Annotated in this window: 16 protein-coding genes and 1 riboswitch; of the genes, 8 read left to right on the top strand and 8 right to left on the bottom strand. The window is 69.6% G+C overall.

The features are described 5' to 3' along the window. Window positions 1–28: 28 nt before the first annotated feature. The 4 genes from BLT97_RS27660 to BLT97_RS27645 all read left to right on the top strand — a co-directional run bounded on the left by BLT97_RS27660 (window position 29) and on the right by BLT97_RS27645 (window position 4,600). The gene (locus BLT97_RS27660) at window positions 29–235 is read left to right on the top strand and encodes a hypothetical protein (RefSeq protein WP_093614921.1); all 207 of its coding nucleotides are present in this window, start codon (window positions 29–31) and stop codon (window positions 233–235) included. Between the two features lie 86 nt (window positions 236–321). After that, on the top strand, window positions 322–825 hold the full coding sequence (locus BLT97_RS27655) for a GNAT family N-acetyltransferase (protein WP_093614919.1): 504 nt from the start codon (window positions 322–324) through the stop codon (window positions 823–825). 69 nt (window positions 826–894) lie between these two features. After that, window positions 895–1,057, top strand: a riboswitch (cobalamin riboswitch). A 133-nt stretch (window positions 1,058–1,190) separates the two neighbouring features. Then, window positions 1,191–3,584, top strand: a complete 2,394-nt coding sequence (locus BLT97_RS27650) for a ribonucleoside-diphosphate reductase subunit alpha (protein WP_093614917.1) — start codon at window positions 1,191–1,193, stop codon at window positions 3,582–3,584. After that, window positions 3,584–4,600, top strand: a complete 1,017-nt coding sequence (locus BLT97_RS27645; RefSeq protein ID WP_176953909.1) for a ribonucleotide-diphosphate reductase subunit beta — start codon at window positions 3,584–3,586, stop codon at window positions 4,598–4,600. Before BLT97_RS27650 ends, BLT97_RS27645 begins: the two co-directional genes overlap by 1 nt. A 22-nt stretch (window positions 4,601–4,622) precedes the next feature. Here the strand turns inward: BLT97_RS27645 and BLT97_RS27640 are convergent, their stop codons facing one another. The 7 genes from BLT97_RS27640 to BLT97_RS27610 form a co-directional block, all read right to left on the bottom strand. Further along, on the bottom strand, window positions 4,623–5,375 hold the full coding sequence (locus tag BLT97_RS27640; RefSeq protein ID WP_093614915.1) for a class I SAM-dependent DNA methyltransferase: 753 nt from the start codon (window positions 5,373–5,375) through the stop codon (window positions 4,623–4,625). 177 nt (window positions 5,376–5,552) lie between these two features. After that, window positions 5,553–5,732, bottom strand: coding sequence for a YbdD/YjiX family protein (locus BLT97_RS27635; protein WP_093614913.1), 180 nt, complete (start codon window positions 5,730–5,732; stop codon window positions 5,553–5,555). Further along, the gene (locus BLT97_RS27630) at window positions 5,732–7,984 is read right to left on the bottom strand and encodes a carbon starvation CstA family protein (RefSeq protein WP_425442770.1); all 2,253 of its coding nucleotides are present in this window, start codon (window positions 7,982–7,984) and stop codon (window positions 5,732–5,734) included. Before BLT97_RS27630 ends, BLT97_RS27635 begins: the two co-directional genes overlap by 1 nt. 191 nt (window positions 7,985–8,175) lie before the next feature. Then, window positions 8,176–8,373 carry a YbdD/YjiX family protein gene (locus tag BLT97_RS27625; protein WP_093614909.1) on the bottom strand — a complete coding sequence of 66 codons (198 nt, stop codon included), beginning with the start codon at window positions 8,371–8,373 and terminating at the stop codon, window positions 8,176–8,178. After that, a complete protein-coding gene (locus BLT97_RS27620) occupies window positions 8,370–10,469 on the bottom strand; it encodes a carbon starvation CstA family protein (protein ID WP_093615225.1) in 2,100 nt (699 codons plus the stop codon). Before BLT97_RS27620 ends, BLT97_RS27625 begins: the two co-directional genes overlap by 4 nt. Before the next feature lie 227 nt (window positions 10,470–10,696). Continuing rightward, on the bottom strand, window positions 10,697–11,005 hold the full coding sequence (locus BLT97_RS27615; protein ID WP_093614907.1) for a hypothetical protein: 309 nt from the start codon (window positions 11,003–11,005) through the stop codon (window positions 10,697–10,699). Window positions 11,006–11,152: 147 nt separating this feature from the next. Continuing rightward, window positions 11,153–11,935: a GntR family transcriptional regulator gene (locus tag BLT97_RS27610; protein WP_093614905.1), complete on the bottom strand. Its 783-nt coding sequence runs from the start codon at window positions 11,933–11,935 to the stop codon at window positions 11,153–11,155. Window positions 11,936–12,248: 313 nt separating this feature from the next. Here BLT97_RS27610 and BLT97_RS27605 point away from each other — a divergent pair, with 313 nt between their 5' ends. From BLT97_RS27605 to BLT97_RS27590, 4 genes are all read left to right on the top strand, one after another. After that, a complete protein-coding gene (locus BLT97_RS27605) occupies window positions 12,249–13,547 on the top strand; it encodes a sugar ABC transporter substrate-binding protein (protein ID WP_093614903.1) in 1,299 nt (432 codons plus the stop codon). A gap of 155 nt (window positions 13,548–13,702) precedes the next feature. Next, a complete protein-coding gene (locus BLT97_RS27600; protein ID WP_093614901.1) occupies window positions 13,703–14,731 on the top strand; it encodes a carbohydrate ABC transporter permease in 1,029 nt (342 codons plus the stop codon). After that, the gene (locus BLT97_RS27595; RefSeq protein ID WP_093614899.1) at window positions 14,728–15,624 is read left to right on the top strand and encodes a carbohydrate ABC transporter permease; all 897 of its coding nucleotides are present in this window, start codon (window positions 14,728–14,730) and stop codon (window positions 15,622–15,624) included. Before BLT97_RS27600 ends, BLT97_RS27595 begins: the two co-directional genes overlap by 4 nt. A gap of 9 nt (window positions 15,625–15,633) precedes the next feature. After that, entirely contained in the window at window positions 15,634–17,109 is a 1,476-nt protein-coding gene (locus BLT97_RS27590) for a glycoside hydrolase family 3 protein (protein WP_093614897.1), read from the top strand. A gap of 157 nt (window positions 17,110–17,266) precedes the next feature. On the opposite strand, the gene nagB is transcribed toward BLT97_RS27590, so the two are convergent. Then, on the bottom strand, window positions 17,267–18,052 hold the full coding sequence (nagB, locus tag BLT97_RS27585; RefSeq protein WP_093614895.1) for a glucosamine-6-phosphate deaminase: 786 nt from the start codon (window positions 18,050–18,052) through the stop codon (window positions 17,267–17,269). Window positions 18,053–18,401 lie beyond the last annotated feature (349 nt).

The raw sequence follows: 18,401 nt of genomic DNA, 5'->3' as shown, positions 1-18,401 counted from the left end.
GGCGGGCCGCAGGCGCGACCGTGGAGGCATGAACACACAGACCGTCCTCGACTGGTTCACCGTCCTCCTCGTCCTCGCCCTGCTCGCGGCGCCCGCGCTCGCCGGCCACCGCCAAGAGCGCCGTATCGACCGCCAGTTGGCGCGCGCCGCACGGCGCCCGGCCGGATCCGCCCGGGTCCACCTGCTCGCCGGCCGCCGCGCCCCGGACCGCTCGGCGCACTCCCGGGCCGCGTAAGCCGCCTGAGCCGGGCAACCGCCTACGTCGCCTGAGCCAGGTAAACCGTTTGATCCGTGCGGGGAGCCCGGCGGCAGAATGCGGGCATGGACTTCCGCATCAGAGCCGCACTGCCCGAGGAGTACGCCCCGCTCGGCGAGCTCACCGTCCAGGTCTACCTGGCCGACGGCCTGCTCGACTACGGCGAGGAGGACCCGTACATCCCGGTCCTGCGCGATGTCGAAGGCCGCGCCGCCACCTCCGAGGTCCTGGTGGCGGTGGACGGCGACCAGCTGCTCGGCGGCGTCACGTTCGCGCTGTACGGCACGCCGCAGGCGCAGATCGCCCGGCCCGGCGAGGCCGAGTTCCGCGCCCTCGCCGTGGCCCACGCGGGCCGCGGCCGCGGCGCGGGGGAGGCCCTGGTGCGGGCCTGCGTCGACCGGGCCCGCGAAGCCGGCTGCACGGGCGTCGCCCTCTCCACCCAGCACATGATGCACAGCGCCCACCGCATCTACGAGCGCCTGGGTTTCGTACGGACCCCGGAGCGGGACTGGAACCCGCTCGCGGACCGCGACGACCTGATGCTGTGGGCGTACACGCTGACGTTCTGAGCCCCACCGGCGTGCACCATGCCGACATTCTGAGCCTCACCGGCGTGCGCCACGCCGACGCGGGACACAACATGTGGGCCTGGCGTCGGCGGCCACCCACAACATGTATGCTCAACCTCGCTGTCGCCGCAGGGGAATCCGGTGCGAATCCGGAACTGTCCCGCAACGGTATGACATGGCCCTCTCCCGGGCCGCGTCGAGTCCGATGACCTGCCGACGGTGCGCCCGCGCCGACCGGCCCGGGTGCCGAAGACGTCCGGGCCTCGCGGAATGGGCCGGTGGACGTGGAGCGTCACGCCCCGCCGCGCGCTCCCGTACACGCACCCCTCCCGCACGGCCCGGAGCCGAGCGAGGGAGTGCACCCCGTGACCATCGCGCCAGCGGATCCGCAGACGGCAGTCGCGCAGGCCGGAGAGGCGAGCGCCGCGGAAGCGGCGGACCAGCCCGGCACCGCCCTCCTGCGGACCCTCACGGAGCTGACCGCCGACCTGCCCGACGCCGACCCCGGCCGGGTGGCCGCCGCCGCGCTGCGCGGCCGCAGCGCCCGCGCCGACGAGGCCGAACTGCGGGAGCTGGCCACGGAGGCCGCCGCCGGACTGATCGCCGAGGACCCCGCGTACTCCCGGCTCGCCGCCCGCCTGCTCACGCGCACCATCGCCGACGAGGCCGCCTCGCAGGGCGTGCGGACCTTCACCCAGTCCGTCTCGACCGGGCACCGCGAGGGCCTGATCGCCGACCGCACCGCCGAGTTCGTGTGGGTGCACCACGAGCAGCTCGACGCGCTCGTGGACGCGGGCGCCGACGACCGCTTCGGCTACTTCGGCCTGCGCACGGTCTACTCCCGCTACCTCCTGCGCCACCCGATCACCCGCAAGGTCATCGAGACCCCGCAGCACTTCCTGCTGCGCGTCGCCTCCGGTCTCGCCGCCGACGAGTCCGCGGGCTCGGTGGCCGAAGTGGCCGCCCTGTACGGTCTGATGAGCCGCCTGGACTATCTGCCGTCCTCGCCGACGCTCTTCAACTCCGGTACGCGCCACCCGCAGATGTCCTCCTGCTACCTCCTCGACTCGCCCCTCGACGAGCTCGACTCGATCTACGACCGCTACCACCAGGTCGCCCGGCTCTCCAAGCACGCCGGCGGCATCGGCCTCGCGTACTCCCGTATCCGCGCCCGCGGTTCGCTGATCCGCGGCACGAACGGGCACTCCAACGGCATCGTCCCGTTCCTCAAGACCCTCGACGCCTCCGTCGCCGCGGTGAACCAGGGCGGCCGGCGCAAGGGCGCCGCCGCCGTCTACCTGGAGACCTGGCACGCGGACATCGAGGAGTTCCTGGAGCTGCGCGACAACACCGGCGAGGACGCCCGGCGCACCCACAACCTCAACCTCGCGCACTGGATCCCCGACGAGTTCATGCGCCGCGTCGAGGCCGGCACCGACTGGTCGCTGTTCTCGCCGGCCGACGTGCCCGAGCTCGTCGACCTGTGGGGCGCGGAGTTCGACGCCGCGTACCGGCAGGCGGAAGCGGACGGCAAGGCGCTCAAGACCATTCCGGCCCGCGACCTCTACGGGCGCATGATGCGCACCCTCGCGCAGACCGGCAACGGCTGGATGACCTTCAAGGACGCCGCCAACCGCACCGCCAACCAGACCGCCGAACCCGGCAACACCGTCCACTCCTCGAACCTGTGCACCGAGATCCTGGAGGTGACGGACGACGGGGAGACGGCCGTCTGCAACCTGGGCTCGGTCAACCTCGGCTCGTTCGTGACCGGTTCGGGCATCGACTGGGAGCGGCTCGACGCCGCCGTCCGCACCGCGGTCACTTTCCTGGACCGCGTGGTCGACATCAACTTCTACCCGACCGAGCAGGCCGGCCGCTCCAACGCCCGCTGGCGGCCGGTGGGCCTGGGCGCGATGGGCCTCCAGGACGTCTTCTTCAAGCTGCGCCTGCCCTTCGACTCGGCCGAGGCGCGCGAGCTGTCCACCCGTATCGCCGAACGCATCATGCTCGCGGCGTACGAGGCCTCCTGCGACCTCGCCGAGAAGGACGGACCGCTGCCCGCCTGGGACAAGACCCGTGCGGCCCGCGGCGTCCTGCACCCCGACCACTACGACGTCACGCTCCACTGGCCTGAGCGGTGGGCGGCGCTGCGGCAGCGGATCGCCGAGGTCGGCATGCGTAACTCGCTGCTCCTCGCCATCGCGCCCACCGCCACCATCGCCTCGATCGCGGGCGTGTACGAGTGCATCGAGCCGCAGGTCTCCAACCTCTTCAAGCGCGAGACGCTCAGCGGTGAGTTCCTCCAGGTCAACGCCTATCTCATCGACGACCTGAAGAAGCTCGGCGTCTGGGACGCACAGACCCGCGAGGCGCTGCGCGAGTCCAACGGCTCGGTGCAGGGCCTGAGTTGGATCCCCGAGGAGGTCCGCGCCCTCTACCGCACCGCCTGGGAGATCCCGCAGCGCGGCCTGATCGACATGGCGGCCGCCCGCACCCCGTTCCTCGACCAGTCGCAGTCCCTGAACCTGTTCCTGGAGACGCCCACCATCGGCAAGTTGAGCTCGATGTACGCGTACGCCTGGAAGCAGGGCCTGAAGACCACGTACTACCTGCGCTCGCGCCCCGCGACGCGCATCGCCCGCGCGGCGTCCGGCGTGCGCACCGAAGCCGCCGCGCCCGTACCCGCCCAGCAGGCCGACCCCGAAGCGATCGCCTGCTCCCTGGAAAACCCCGAGTCCTGCGAGGCCTGCCAGTAATGACCGCGTCCACCGAGAAGAACCTGCTCGACCCCGGCTTCGAGCTGACGCTCCGCCCGATGCGCTACCCCGACTTCTACGAGCGCTACCGGGACGCCATCAAGAACACCTGGACCGTCGAGGAGGTCGACCTCCACTCCGACGTGGCCGACCTCGCGAAGCTCACGCCGGCCGAGCAGCACCTGATCGGCCGCCTGGTCGCGTTCTTCGCGACGGGCGACTCGATCGTGGCGAACAACCTGGTCCTGACGCTCTACAAGCACATCAACTCCCCCGAGGCGCGCCTGTATCTGTCGCGCCAGCTCTTCGAGGAGGCCGTGCACGTCCAGTTCTATCTGACCCTCCTGGACACCTACCTGCCCGACCCCGAGGACCGCGCCGCCGCCTTCGCGGCCGTCGAGAACATCCCGTCCATCCGCGAGAAGGCCCAGTTCTGCTTCAAGTGGATGGACTCGGTGGAGGAGATCGACCGCCTGGAGACGCAGGCCGACCGCCGCCGCTTCCTGCTCAACCTGATCTGCTTCGCCGCGTGCATCGAAGGGCTCTTCTTCTACGGGGCCTTCGCGTACGTGTACTGGTTCCGCTCACGCGGGCTGCTGCACGGGCTCGCGACCGGCACCAACTGGGTGTTCCGGGACGAGAGCATGCACATGAGCTTCGCCTTCGAGGTCGTGGACACGGTCCGCAAGGAGGAGCCCGAGCTCTTCGACGACAAGCTCCAGGAGCAGGTCACCGCCATGCTCAGGGAGGCCGTCGAGGCCGAGTTGCAGTTCGGCCGCGACCTGTGCGGCGACGGGCTGCCCGGCATGAACACCGAGTCGATGCGCCAGTACCTGGAGTGCGTGGCCGACCAGCGGCTCCAGCGCCTGGGCTTCGCCCCGGTGTACGGCTCCGAGAACCCCTTCTCGTTCATGGAGCTCCAGGGCGTCCAGGAGCTGACGAACTTCTTCGAGCGCCGGCCCTCGGCCTACCAGGTGGCGGTCGAGGGTTCGGTGTCGTTCGACGACGAGTTCTGAGCGAGGCGGCCCCGGGCCGGGCTCACTCCGGCTTGCGCCACACCGAGATGTGCTTCTCGGAGTCCTGGCCGAACGGGGTGCCGTCCCAGTCGGCGACCCGCTGTTCGAGCTCCAGGCCGGCCAGCTCGGCCATCAGGTCGAGCTCGGCCGGCCAGGCGTAGCGGTGCCGTGAGTTCTCGCGGCGGTAGCGGCCGTCCTCGCCGTCCCGCGTGAAGTGGTGCGAGACGAGGATCTGCTCGACCAGGTCGAAGGTGTCGAAGCCGAGGTGGCGCTCGGAGACGTCGAAGGGCACCGCGGTCTGGCCGGGCGGCAGCCGCCGCAGCGGCGGCAGGCCGAGTTCGATGACGAAGCGGCCGCCGGGGGAGAGGTGGCGCGCCGCGTTGCGGAAGCACTCGACCTGCTCCGCCTGCGTGAGCAGGTTCGAGATCGTGTTGTAGACGAGGTAGACCAGCGAGAAGTCGCCGGGGACGCGGGTGGTGGCCATGTCGCCGATGGTCACCGGGAGCGTGTCCGCGTCGGCCTTGCGGCGCAGCACTGCGGCCATGGCCTCGGACAGCTCGATGCCCGCCACCGGCACGCCGCGTGCGCGCAGCGGGACGCCCACGCGTCCGGTGCCGATGGCGAACTCCAACGCCCGGCCGTCTCCGGCGAGTTCGGCGAGGAAGTCGAGGGTCGGGCCGAGCACGGCGGCCGAGCCCATCCCGGTCCCGGACTCGCTCTCCTCGGCGTCGTAGCGCTCGGCGGTCTCCGCGGTCCACAGCTCACTGCTCGTCACGGCGGACCACCTTGCCGCGCGAGAGGGGCGGCTGTCGACGGATTTACGGGCCGCCGCGCACGACGGTGGCCCGGGTGCGAAGGACCTCCCGCACACGACAGTGGCCCCGGTGCGAAGACCTCTCGCACCGGGGCCGCCCACGTCACGTACTTCTGAGCACCAGCTGCTCCGTACCGCTCAGCAGCAGCGGAACCCCTCCCGGGGATCCGCCTCGCGGGCGTCCATCCGCTCCCGCTCGAACTCCCGCCGGGACTTGGGCACTTGGCCGTGGGCCCGGGCGTGGGCGGCGTACCGGTCGTACACCGCCTCGCCCGAGAGCTCACGCCACCAGTGGCGCACCTGCCGCAGGAGTGCCATCAGGACTTCCCGGCCGCCACCGGCGTACCGCCGGACGTGCCGTCACCGTCGCCGGAGGAGCCGTCGCCGGACGAGCCGCCGCCCGCGACCGCTGCCGCCGCGGCCAGCTCGGCCTTCTCCTCGGCCGTGGGCCACAGACCGGCCGGTGCGACGATCTTCGACTCCACGTACGGGGCCTCCTTGATCTCCGCGGAACCGGGGTTGCGGATCGCCTTGACGCAGACGCGCGTGGCATCGGCGAGCACGACGAGGATGAGGATCGCGAAGATGGCGCACAGGACGCCGTCCACCGTGGAGTTGGTGACGATGGTCTCCATGGCGTCGCGGTTCTTGGCCGTGCCGAAGGACTCGGCGCCTGAGTCCAGGGCCTTCTGGTAGACGTCGCGCTGGGCGAAGAAGCCCACCTTCGGGTCGTCCGAGAACACCTTCTGCCAGCTGGCGGTCAGGGTCACGGCGGCGTCCCACAGGAGCGGAATGCCGGTCACCCAGGCCCACTTGAGGCGGCCGGACTTGATCAGGAGCGTCGTGCAGACGGCGAGCGCCACGGCCGCGAGCAGCTGGTTGGCGATGCCGAAGAGCGGGAACAGCTGGTTGATGCCGCCCAGCGGGTCGTGCACACCCACCCACAGGAAGTAGCCCCAGCCGCCGACGACCACGGCACTCGCCAGCCAGACACCCGGCTTCCAGGACACGTCCCGCAGCGGCTTCCACACGTTGCCCAGGGTGTCCTGGAGCATGAACCGGCCCACGCGCGTACCGGCGTCGACGGTGGTGAGGATGAACAGCGCCTCGAACATGATCGCGAAGTGGTACCAGAAGGCCTTCATCCCGGCGCCGCCCACGACCGCGGAGAAGATCTCCGACATGCCGAACGCGAAGGTCGGCGCACCGCCGGTCTTGGCGACGACCGTCTGCTCGCCGACCTCTTCCGCGGCCTTGGCGAGCTGCTCCGGCGTGATGGCGAAGCCGATGCCCTTCACGAACTCGGAGGCCGACTCCAGCGTCGGACCGAGCGCGCCCGCGGGCGAGTTGATCGCGAAGTAGAGGCCGGGCTCCAGGATGCACGCGCAGATCACGGCCATGATCGCGACGAAGGACTCGGTGAGCATCGAGCCGTAGCCGATCAGCCTGACCTGCGTCTCCTTCTGCACCATCTTCGGCGTCGTACCGGAGGAGACCAGGGCGTGGAAGCCGGACAGGGCGCCGCACGCGATGGTGATGAAGACGAACGGGAACATCGAGCCGGAGAAGACCGGGCCCTGGCCGTTCGTGGCGAAGTCCGTGACCGAGTCCATCTTCAGCGTCGGCAGCGCGACGACCACGCCGAGCGCGAGCAGCACGATCGTGCCGACCTTCATGAAGGTGGACAGGTAATCGCGCGGGGCGAGCAGCATCCAAACCGGCAGCACCGAGGCCAGGAAGCCGTACACCACCATCCAGATGACCAGCGACGAGGGCGCGAGCGTGAACGCCTCGGCCCAGGAGGACTCGGCCACCCAGCGGCCCGAGACGATCGCGAAGAGCAGCAGCGCGACACCGATGACGGACACCTCGGTGACCCGTCCCGGCCGCAGGATGCGCAGGTAGACGCCCATGAACAGGGCGATCGGGATGGTCATCGCGATGGAGAAGACACCCCACGGCGAGTGCGCCAGGGCGTTCACGATCACCAGCGCGAGCACCGCGAGCAGGATGATCATGATGACGAAAACCGCGATCAGCGCGGCGGCACCGCCGAAGGGGCCGATCTCGTCCCGCGCCATCTGGCCGAGCGAGCGCCCGTCACGGCGGGTGGAGAAGAACAGCACCACCATGTCCTGGACGGCACCGGCGAAGATCACGCCGGCCACGATCCAGATGGTGCCCGGCAGATAGCCCATCTGCGCGGCGAGCACCGGACCGACCAGCGGACCCGCACCCGCGACGGCCGCGAAGTGGTGCCCGAAGAGCACGCGGCGGTCGGTGGGGTGGAAGTCGACACCGTTGTCGAGGCGCTCGGCGGGGGTGGCCCGCTTCTTGTCGACCTTGAGGACGCGGTTCGCGATGAACTTCGAGTAGAAGCGGTACGCGATCGCATACGAGCCGAGCGCCGCGGCGAGCAGCCACGCGGCCGAGATCTCCTCGCCGCGCGAGAGCGCGAGCACACCCCAGCCGGTGGCGCCGACGAGGGCGACGAGCGTCCAGATGACGATCGATTTGGGGGTCATCTTCCGTTCCGGTCTTGCTGTGTCCGTCGTCGCCGGCTCCGGCATGGTGGCTCCGTCCCCTAGATCACCGTGTAACTCGGCCGAAATCTAGGGGTGCCGGACCGGGATACGGAAGCCCCTGTCCGCATATCGGTCTGTGGACAGGGGCTTTGCTCACGTATGTGAACGGTCGCGCGGTCCCATGTGCAGGAGCGGCCGCGCGGCCCATCCGGCCTCAGCAGCAGCGGACCCCTGCCTCAGCAGCAGCGGAACCCCTGCCGGGGATCCGCCGCCTGCCGGTCGGTCCGCTCCCGCTCGAACTCCCGGCGGGACTGCACGGGAGCGTCCGGGTGGTCTTTGCGTACGTGAGCGACATACCGCTCGTACGCCGTCTCGCCCGTCAACTCCCGTACGTACCACCAGATCCGGGAAGCCGCGGTCCGCACCGCCGTCATGAACCCACCTCCGAGCGGTCACCCGCCCCGTCGATCCGGCCGCCGCCCGACCCGAGCCCGGCCGCCTGGAGCTCGGCCTTCTCCTCCTTGGTCGCGAAGAGCTGGGCCGGAGCGATGTACTTGGACTCCGTGTACGGCTCCTCGTGCGAGACGACCGAGGCCGGGTTGCGGACCGACTTGATGCACACCCGGGCCGCATCCGCGATCACCACGACCACCAGGATCGCGAAGAGCGCCGAAAGCACCCCGTCCACCGTGGTGTTGGTGACGATGGTCTCGGCGTCCGTGAGGGCCTTGCCCTCCAGTGTGCCGCTGTCGATGGCGGCCTGCGCCTTGTCGCCCTGCGCGAAGAAGCCCACACGCGGGTCGTCGCTGAACACCTTCTGCCAGCTCGCCGTGAGCGTCACCGTCGCCACCCAGACCAGCGGAACTCCGGTCACCCAGGCCCACTTGAGGCGCCCGGACTTGATGAGCAGCGTGGTGCAGACGGTGAGGGCGACGGCGCCGAGCAGCTGGTTGGAGATGCCGAACAGCGGGAAGAGCTGGTTGATCCCGCCCAGCGGGTCGCGCACGCCCACCCACAGGAAGTAGCCCCACAGACCGGTCACGATCGCGCTGGACACGATCAGGCCCGGCCACCAGCTGACGCGCTTGAGCGGCTTGTACACGTTGCCGAGGGTGTCCTGGAGCATGAACCGGCCGACGCGGGTGCCGGCGTCGAGGGCGGTGAGGATGAACAGCGCCTCGAACATGATCGCGAAGTGATACCAGAAGGCCTTCAGTCCGTCGCTGGTCACGGTCGAGAAGATCTCCGCGACCCCGATCGCGAAGGTGGGCGCGCCTCCCGTACGGCCCCAGAGCGAGGCCTCCTCGACGGACTTGGCGTACGCCACCATCTGGTCCTCGGTGATGGTGAAGCCCCAGCTCTGGATGGTGCCCACCCAGTCCTGGACCGTCTCGCCGAGCACCACCGGCGCCGAGTTCATGCCGAAGTACAGGCCCGGGTCGAGCACACAGGCCGCGATCATCGCCATGATCGCCACCGACGACTCCAGGAGCATGGAGCCGTAGCCGATCATGCGGACCTGCGTCTCCTTCTCGACCATCTTGGGCGTGGTGCCCGAGGAGATGAGCGAGTGGAAGCCGGAGAGCGCTCCGCACGCGATCGTGATGAAGACGAAGGGGAACAGCGACCCGGCGAACACCGGCCCCGTGCCCTGCGTCGCGAAGTCCGTGACCGCGTCCATCTTCAGCATGGGCGCGGCGACCACCACGCCGATGAACAGCAGCGCGATCGTGCCCAGCTTCATGAAGGTGGAGAGGTAGTCGCGCGGCGCGAGCAGCATCCACACCGGCAGCACCGATGCGATGAACGCGTACACCACCAGCCAGATGACCAGGGACTCCTTGCTGAGCGTGAAGGCCTCGGCCCAGGAGGACTTGGCCACCCAGCGGCCCGCGACCAGCGCGAGCAGCAGCAGCGCCACACCGATCAGCGAGACCTCGGCGATCCTGCCGGGCCTGATCACCCGCAGATAGAAGCCCATGAACAGGGCGATGGGGATGGTCATCCCGATGGAGAAGGTGCCCCACGGCGACTCGGCCAGGGCGTTGACCACGACCAGCGCGAGCACCGCGAGCAGGATGATCATGATGGCGAACACCGCGAGCAGCGCGGCCGCACCGCCCAGCGGGCCGATCTCCTCACGCGCCATCTGGCCGAGCGAACGGCCGTTGCGGCGGGTGGAGAAGAACAGCACCACCATGTCCTGCACGGCGCCGGCGAAGATGACACCGGCGATGATCCAGATGGTCCCGGGCAGGTAGCCCATCTGCGCGGCGAGCACCGGGCCGACCAGCGGGCCCGCGCCGGAGATCGCGGCAAAGTGGTGCCCGAAGAGCACGCGGCGGTCGGTGGGCTGGAAGTCGATCCCGTTGTCGAGCCGTTCGGCGGGTGTGGCCCGCGTCTTGTCGGCCTTCAGGACCTTGTACGCGATGAACTTCGAGTAGAAGCGGTAGCCGATCGCATACGAGCCCGCGGCGGCGGCCACCATCCAGGCCGCCGACACTTCCTCGCCCCGCGACAGGGCGAGCATGGTCCATCCGGCCGCGCCGACCAGCGCGACGATGGTCCAGACGACGATGGAGCGGGTCTTGTTGCGACTCTGGCCGGTGACTGCGGTTGACACGGGTGGTCCTCCCGTTCATGCGGCGACGGGAGGACCGTAGAGCAAGGATGTGATCTGCGCTACACCGCGGGCGGTACCGGTGCGGGCTCAAGTGCCCGGGCGTGCAAGGGAGTCGGGGCGGGCCCCGAGTGCCCTCAGGCCCAGTCGATCACGGCGGAGATCGCGCCGCGGGTCGGACCGCAGTCGACGGTCGAGGTCATGTTCCAGTCGGCGTTGGCGCGCCGCCAGGGCCCGTACACCGTGTTCTTCGTCGTGCCATTGGTGCAGACGACCTGGGCGCGGAAGGTCTTGTTGGACACGCCCGCCGGGCACTTGGCCCAGCCCAGGTGGCCGGAGGTGCCGGTGGTGCAGCCCGCGGCCTGGGCGGGCGCGGCCAGCGCGACACCGCCGAGTAGCAGTGCTCCGGTCAGGCCTGCCGTGGCCAGCTTCTTGCCGATGCGCATGAGTGATCCCCCTACGGTCGAACGTTCTTCGATCTTCGGTCGATGTGATCGTTCAGGACCGTAAGGGGATCCAGGCGGCCGCGGCAAGGGATTGGTCCGGACCAACTCCCGTGCTGTGTAGGTGAGTTGAGCGTCGCGGTGGAGGGCTCAGTCGTTCGGACGCTTGAGGCGGGCCACGAACTTGTACCGGTCGCCGCGGTACACCGAGCGCACCCACTCCACCGGCTTGCCCTCGGCGTCCAGCGAGTGGCGCGAGAGCATCAGCATCGGCAGGCCCACGTCCGTGCCGAGCATGGCCGCCTCGGTCGGGGTGGCGAGGGAGGTCTCGATGGTCTCCTCGGCCTCGGCCAGGTGCACGTCGTAGACCTCGGCGAGCGCCGTGTACAGAGAGGTGTACTTGACCAGTGAGCGGCGCAGCGCAGGGAAGCGCTTGGCCGACAGGTGTGTGGTCTCGATGGCCATCGGCTCCGCGTTCGCCAGGCGCAGGCGCTGGATGCGCAGGACGCGGCCGCCGGTGGTGATGTCGAGCAGCTCGGCCAGCCGGTCGTCGGCGGTGATGTAGCCGATGTCGAGGAGCTGCGAGGTGGGTTCGAGGCCCTGGGCCCGCATGTCCTCGGTGTACGAGGTGAGTTGGAGCGACTGCGAGACCTTGGGCTTGGCGACGAAGGTGCCCTTGCCCTGGATCCGCTCGAGCCGGCCCTCGACCACCAGCTCCTGGAGCGCCTGGCGCACGGTGGTGCGCGAGGTGTCGAACTCGGCCGCGAGCGTGCGCTCCGGCGGGACGGGCGTGCCGGGCGGCAGGGTCTCCGTCATGTCCAGCAAGTGCCGCTTCAGGCGGTAGTACTTGGGGACGCGGGCCGCACGCCCCGTACCCGTCGGTTCGGCCGCCGCGGTGCCGCTCCCCGCGGTGCTCCCCGCCTCCGTGCCCATACGCCCGCCCGTCTCCCGGCCGCCGAGTGCGGTGCTCTCGCGCGGCTCCTGTGCTGCTGCCGTCACCGGCTCCTCCGTCTGTCGCGGCTCACATCGTGACACGGCCCTGTCCCGGCCTGTCGCTGTCGCTCAGGTGTCGGTCCGGTAACGGGATGTGGGACCCCTCTTATACACCCTTGACACCCCTAAAGGTCTAGGCCAAGCTCCCCGTACTGGTCTACACCATTAAAGACCAGGTCCCAGCCCCACGGGAGTACTTGGCGTATGTCACCGCAGAGGGCAGGGGGGTGGGCAGATCCCTGAGGAGGGTGGCGTGAAGCGCAAGCTGATTGCGGCGGTCGGCGTCGCAGCGATGATGTCCGGTGTCGCAGCCTGTGGTTCGGACGACGGCAAGAATGCGGCCAAGGACCCGAAGGACCGCAACGAGACGTTGACCGTCTGGCTGATGGTGGACGCGCAGAGCACCTGGCCGGAGCTGGTCGACGACGTCAACGCCCAGTTCAAGAAGAAGTACCCGAAGGTCAAGGTCAACGTTCAGTACCAGCAGTGGGCCGACAAGGCCAAGAAGCTGGACACCGCGCTCGGCGGCGACAAGTTCCCCGACGTGGTGGAGCTCGGCAACACCGAGACCATGCAGTACATCCTCAACGGGGCGCTCGCCGAGATCGACCCGAAGAAGTACGACAACAGCGACACCTGGATCCAGGGTCTCAAGGACACCTGCTCGTTCGAGGGCAAGCAGTACTGCGTGCCCTACTACGCCGGTGCGCGCGTCGCGATCTACAACACCGACATGTTCAAGAAGGGCACCGGCAGCGACAAGCTCCCGGAGACCGAGGCCGACCTGCTCAAGGCCCTCGACAAGGTCCAGGCGGAGTACACCAAGAAGGACAAGCGCTTCTCGTCCCTCTACCTGCCGGGCCGTTACTGGTACGCCGCGATGTCCTACGTCGCCGCGTACGGCGGCAAGATCGCCGAGTACGACGAGGGCTCCAAGGAGTGGAAGGGCACGCTCTCCAGCCCCGAGGCCAAGCAGGGCATCCAGCACTTCATCGACCTGGTCAAGAAGTACAACAAGGCCGACCAGACGAAGGACGAGCAGGACCACGCCAACGTCATGGCCAACGAGAAGGCCGCCCTCCTGTACGGCAACGGCTGGGAGGCCGGCTCGGTCATCGACGGCAAGAACAACGGCAACCCGAAGCTGGAAGGCAAGATCCAGGTCGCGGGCATGCCCGGCCCGAACGGCAAGGCGCTGCCCTCGTTCATCGGCGGCTCGGACCTCGCCGTGACCGGCAAGTCCAAGGTGGCGGACCTCGGTGAGGAGTGGATCTCCCTCTTCACCAGCGAGAAGTCCATGGAGGTGCTGGCCGGCAAGAACATCCTGCCGAACAACACCAAGCAGCTCGAGCCGCTGAAGGCCAAGCCCGAGACGGCCCCGGTCGCCAACGCAGTGCCGGACGCCTGGTTCACCCCGATCGCCCCGGGCTGGACCTCGATCGAGAAGGAGGAGGTCCTGGAGAACATGCTCCTCGAGATCCTCAAGGGCTCCTCGGTCGACGAGGCCACGAAGAAGGCCGACGACAAGATCAACGAGCTGATCAACAAGTAGTCCCGAGCCGGAAGGCTCCCAGGCGGCGGCGAGGCTCTCGCGGGCCTCGCCGACCGCCCCTTTCGGTGCACCCGCACGGAGGTCCTCCCAGGTTCCGCCCCGGTTCCTCCGGGAGGTCCTCCCGGGTGCAGAGAGACAAACGGAAGGTCAGCCACGTGAGTGCCGCCGACACCACCAAGGCCGCGGGGGCCGAGATCCCCGTACAGACGGCCACGACAGTCACCGACCGCGGCCCGTCCTCCCCGGACGGCACTCGCCGTGGTCCCGCGCAGGGCAGCCCCAGGCGCACCTTCAAGAAGGGAGCCCTGCTCCCTTACCTCCTGATCCTGCCGGCGATCGTCGCCATCGCCGCTGTCTACGCGTACCCCCTGGTCAAGACGGTCATCCTGTCCTTCCAGGACCTCGGGCGGCGCGAGCTGTGGACCGGGGACGACCCGCCGTGGGTCGGCTTCGAGCAGTTCACCAACATCCTGGGCGACTCCGAGTTCTGGTACGTCACCGGCCGCACTGTGCTGTTCATGGCGGTCTGCGTCGTCCTCACCATGGCCATCGGCCTCATGGTCGCGCTCCTGATGCAGCGGCTCACCACCTGGGTGCGGCTCGTCCTCACCGTGGCCCTGATCGCCGCCTGGTCGATGCCGCTCATGGTGGCCGCGTCCATCTTCCGCTGGCTGGCCGACTCCGACTACGGCCTGATCAACACCCTGATCGCCAAGTTCGCCGGTGAGGACTTCCTCGGCCACAACTGGTTCCTCAACCCCTGGCAGGGCTTCGCCGTCATCATCGCCCTGGTGGTCTGGGGCGCGATCCCCTTCGTGGCCATCACGCTCTACGCGGCCCTGACCCAGGTCCCCGCCGAACTCGAGGAAGCCGCCCAGCTCGACGGCGCCAACGCCTTCGGCGTCTACCGCTTCGTCACCTGGCCGGTGATCAAGCCGGTGTTCATCATGGTGGGCACCCTCTCGGTCATCTGGGACTTCAACGTCTTCGGGCAGATCTGGCTGCTGCGCGGCAACAAGCCCGAACCCGAGTACGAGACCCTCGGCCTCTACTCCTACTCCAAGGCCTTCGAGTCCACCTCGTTCAGCCAGGGCTCGGCCATCGCCCTCATCACCGTGCTGCTGCTCTCCGGCGTGGCCGTGTACTACGTGCGTCAGCTGATCAAGACGGGAGAGGTCGAATGAGCGCCTCGACTCCGACGACCCCGGTGACCAAGGCCGGCCCGGCCGCCGAGCCGCAGGTGCTGCGGCCGGACCGCAAGAAGTCCCGCCTGCACTACAACATCCTCGGCCTGCTGATCGCCGTGGTCATGGCGTTCCCGGTGTACTGGCTGATCGTCAGCGCCCTGCGCCCCAACCAGGAGATCCGCTCCTACGACCAGACGCTGTGGCCGTCGTCGATCACCTTCGACAACTTCAAGCGGGCCCTGAACCAGCCCAACTTCGACACCGCCGTCCAGTCCACGCTGATCGTCTCGCTCACCGCGGTGATCGGCGGCATGGTGATCGCGACCCTCGCGGCCCTCGCCATCGGACGCTTCCGGTTCTTCGGCCGCAAGCCGCTGCTCGTGGTCCTGATCCTCGTGCAGATGCTGCCGCCGACGGCGATGCTCATCCCGATCTACGCCCAGCTCAACGCCATGGGCGGACTCAACGAGTACTGGGGCCTCATCGCCCTCTACCTCGTGACCACCCTGCCCTTCGCGGTCGTCATGATCCGCGGCTTCGTGGTCAACATTCCGGTGGAGCTGGAAGAGTCCGCCATGGTCGACGGCTGCACGCGCTTCGGCGCCTTCATGCGGGTGGTCTTCCCGCTGCTCGCCCCCGGCCTGGCCGCCGCCTCGATCTTCGCGCTGGTCAACGCGTGGAACGAGTACTTGTTCGCGTACATCTTGATGAACGACAACGACAAGTACACGCTCAATGTCTGGCTGATGACGTTCACCACCGAACGCGGCACGGACTACGGGGCGCTCATGGCCGGTTCCACCTTGATCGCACTGCCGGTGGTGGTCTTCTTCATGATCATTCAGAAGAAGATGGCCACGGGGCTCACCTCAGGCGCCGTGAAGGGATAACACCCACACATGACGACACTCGCCCGCGGCGTGGACACCTTGACCCGTGACGCGCTCGCCGTACTCCAGCCCGGCTTCGTCGGGACCAGCGCACCCGACTGGCTCCTGCGCCGGATCGGCGAAGGACTCCACTCGGTCGGCCTGTTCGGCCGCAACATCCACACCCCTGAGCAACTCGCCGCCCTCACCGCCCAGTTGCGGGCCGAATGCGAGGACGTCCTCGTCGCCATCGACGAGGAGGGCGGCGACGTCACCCGCTTGGAGGTGCGCAGCGGCTCCTCCTTCCCCGGCAACCACGCGCTCGGCGCCGTGGACGACGCCGAGCTGACCCACGAGGTCGCCGCCGAACTCGGCCGCCGCCTCGCGGCCTGCGGCGTCAACCTCAACTGGGCGCCGTCCGCCGACGTCAACTCCAACGCCGACAACCCGGTCATCGGCGTCCGCTCCTTCGGCGCCGACCCGGCGCTCGTGGCCCGGCACACCGCGGCGTACGTCCGCGGTCTTCAGTCCTCGGGCGTCGCGGCCTGCACCAAGCACTTCCCGGGCCACGGCGACACCAGCGTGGACTCGCACCACGCGCTGCCCAGCATCGACGTGTCCGTCGAGGTGCTGCGGGAACGGGAGTTGGCGCCGTTCCGCGCCGCCATCGCGGCCGGCACCAAGGCCGTCATGAGCGCGCACATCCTGCTGCCCGCCCTGGACGCCGACCGGCCCGCGACCCTCTCGCACCGCATCCTGACCGGGCTGCTCCGCGAGGAGCTCGGCTTCGACGGCCTGATCGTCACGGACGGCATGGAGATGCAGGCCATCTCCGCGACGTACGGCATCGAGCGCGGCAGCGTGCTCGCGATCGCCGCCGGCGCCGACGCGATCTGCGTGGGCGGCGGACTCGCGGACGACGACACGGTGGTGGCGCTGCGCGACGCCCTCGTCGCGGCGGTCCGCAGCGGCGAACTCCCCGAGGAACGCCTCGCGGACGCCGCCGCCCGCGTCCGCGCGCTGGGGGAGTGGACGGCTGCTTCCGTACGGGCCGAACGCGCGCCCCAGTCGGACATCGGCCTGGTCGCGGCCCGCCGCGCCCTGAAGGTGACGGGCACGCGTGAGGCCCTCACCTCTCCCGCGTACGTGGCGGCCTTCACGCCCATGGCCAACATCGCCGTCGGCGACGAGACACCGTGGGGCGTGGCAGCTGAACTGACCCGTCGCCTCCCGGGCACGGAGACCGGCTCGTACGGGCAGGACGTCACGCCCGACGCCGTGCTCGCCGCCGCGGGATCGCGCCGCATCGTGGCCGTGGTCCGCGACGCCCACCGCCACGCGTGGATGGCCTCGACCCTGGACGCCCTGATCGCCGCCCGCCCGGACACGGTCGTCGTCGAAATGGGCGTCCCGCAGTCGGCCCCTCGCGGCGCCCTGCACGTGGCGACGTACGGCGCGGCGCGGGTCTGCGGAGTGGCCGCGGCGGAGGTCCTCACCGGGGAGTGACCCGGTCCGGCTGCTCGGCCCTGATCCGCAACACGACGAAGCGGGCGCTCTCACGGGGGGAGAGCGCCCGCTTCGTCGTGCTGTGAGCGGCGCGAGGTCAGGGGCGAGCCCCGAAACCGGGGTCCAGGGGGCGCAGCCCCCGGGCTCGGCCCGACCCCTAAATCCCCTGCCAAGCAGGCTTGTTGTCGAAGGCGTGCCGGAAGTAGTCCGCCAGCTTCAGCTTGGACGCCGCGGCCTCGTCCACCACGACCGTCGCATGCCGGTGCAGCTGCAGCGCGGAGGCCGGCACCAGGGAGGAGACCGGCCCCTCGACCGTCTGCGCCACGGCCTCGGCCTTGCCCTCACCCGTCGCGAGCAGCACCAGGTGCCGCGCGTCGAGGATGGTGCCGATGCCCTGGGTGATCACGTGGTGCGGGACCTGGTCGATGTCGTTGTCGAAGAACCGCGCATTGTCGATCCGGGTCTGCTCGATCAGCGTCTTGATCCGGGTACGCGAAGCGAGCGACGAGCACGGCTCGTTGAACCCGATGTGCCCGTCGGTGCCGATGCCGAGGATCTGCAGATCCACACCGCCGGCCGCGGCCAGCGCCTCGTCATACGCGTCGCACGCGGCCTGGACGTCCTCGGCGCTGCCGTCGGGGCCCATGAACTGCGACTCGGGCAGCCCGAGCGGCTCGACGACCTGGCGCAGCACGGTCGCACGGTACGACTCGGGGTGACCGGCGGGCAGGCCGACGTACTCGTCGAGCTGGCAGATCCGGGCCTTCGAGGCGTCCACCGCGCCCGCGTTCACCTGGGCGACGAGCGCGTCGTAGATGGGCAGCGGGGTGGAGCCGGTGGCCACGCCGAGCAGCGCGTCGGGCTTGCGGGCCAGCAGGTCCACGATGGCCCCCGCGATGAGCTCGCCGCCTGCCTTGGCGTCCTTGACGATGACAACTTCCACGCTGGGCCTGCCGATCTGGATAGGTGGGCGAAATGCGGACCACGAGAGCTCGTGGTATAGACCAATCTAACAGAGCGGGCCCTTCCCCGCGCCCGGAACTGCTCCGCCAGTGGCTCCCCCTTGCACCCCGGGGCCCCCACCCTCCCCACCCACCCCTCCCGCCCCAGCCAACGCCCCGGCAGGCCCCCCTCCACACGCCCGGTCCACCCACCCACCCAGGCGCACCCGGCACCCGCCCACCCGGGCCGCCTGGCTGCATTCGGCCGCCCCAGCCACACCCAGCCACCAGGCCGCACCCAGCCACCACCCAGCCGCATCCGCCGCCCCCGGCCCGCCCGTCCGTCGCCCC

The sequence above is a fragment of the Streptomyces indicus genome (genome assembly GCF_900100315.1).
Taxonomy (GTDB): Bacteria; Actinomycetota; Actinomycetes; order Streptomycetales; family Streptomycetaceae; genus Streptomyces; species Streptomyces indicus.
Note: the sequence above shows the minus strand (reverse complement) of the source record. Positions and strands in the feature narration are given on the sequence as shown.

Coding starts and splice junctions, on each gene's coding strand:
- BLT97_RS27660 (WP_093614921.1), top strand. CDS start 29: ATGAACACACAGACCGTCCTCGACTGGTTCACCGTCCTCCTCGTCCTC.
- BLT97_RS27655 (WP_093614919.1), top strand. CDS start 322: ATGGACTTCCGCATCAGAGCCGCACTGCCCGAGGAGTACGCCCCGCTC.
- BLT97_RS27630 (WP_425442770.1), bottom strand. CDS start 7,984: ATGCCGGAGCCGGCGACGACGGACACAGCAAGACCGGAACGGAAGATG.
- BLT97_RS27590 (WP_093614897.1), top strand. CDS start 15,634: ATGACGACACTCGCCCGCGGCGTGGACACCTTGACCCGTGACGCGCTC.
- BLT97_RS27615 (WP_093614907.1), bottom strand. CDS start 11,005: ATGCGCATCGGCAAGAAGCTGGCCACGGCAGGCCTGACCGGAGCACTG.
- BLT97_RS27595 (WP_093614899.1), top strand. CDS start 14,728: ATGAGCGCCTCGACTCCGACGACCCCGGTGACCAAGGCCGGCCCGGCC.
- BLT97_RS27635 (WP_093614913.1), bottom strand. CDS start 5,732: ATGGCACTCCTGCGGCAGGTGCGCCACTGGTGGCGTGAGCTCTCGGGC.
- BLT97_RS27620 (WP_093615225.1), bottom strand. CDS start 10,469: ATGCTCGCCCTGTCGCGGGGCGAGGAAGTGTCGGCGGCCTGGATGGTG.
- BLT97_RS27610 (WP_093614905.1), bottom strand. CDS start 11,935: ATGGGCACGGAGGCGGGGAGCACCGCGGGGAGCGGCACCGCGGCGGCC.
- BLT97_RS27625 (WP_093614909.1), bottom strand. CDS start 8,373: ATGACGGCGGTGCGGACCGCGGCTTCCCGGATCTGGTGGTACGTACGG.
- BLT97_RS27645 (WP_176953909.1), top strand. CDS start 3,584: ATGACCGCGTCCACCGAGAAGAACCTGCTCGACCCCGGCTTCGAGCTG.